The 242-nt window shown below is 59.1% G+C and carries 1 pseudogene; it reads right to left on the reverse strand.

The window, feature by feature from the left end:
- Positions 1–242, reverse strand: a pseudogene (locus AAEZ05_RS29875) (histidinol-phosphate transaminase); the annotation flags it as partial.

Here is a 242-nt window from a genome sequence, read left to right on the forward strand (position 1 = left end):
TACCCAAGGTCACTTGATTCAGCTCGACCCGGCACTTGTCCGCCAGCAAAGACTTGAGCGCAAAGCCGTTGCCATCGGGATAGCGGGTCAGCTCGGCCAGCTCTTCACGAATCGCTGCCAACACTTTGGGGCTCGGCCCCAGCGGGTTTTCGTTACTGGCCAGCTTGACGATCTTGGACGGGTCCAGATTCAACTCACGGGCCAACTCGTCCACAGGCTTGCCTGGAACGTAAGGCGAGAGT

The sequence above is a fragment of the Pseudomonas sp. HY13-MNA-CIBAN-0226 genome (assembly GCF_040310305.1).
Lineage (GTDB): Bacteria > Pseudomonadota > Gammaproteobacteria > Pseudomonadales > Pseudomonadaceae > Aquipseudomonas > Aquipseudomonas gregormendelii.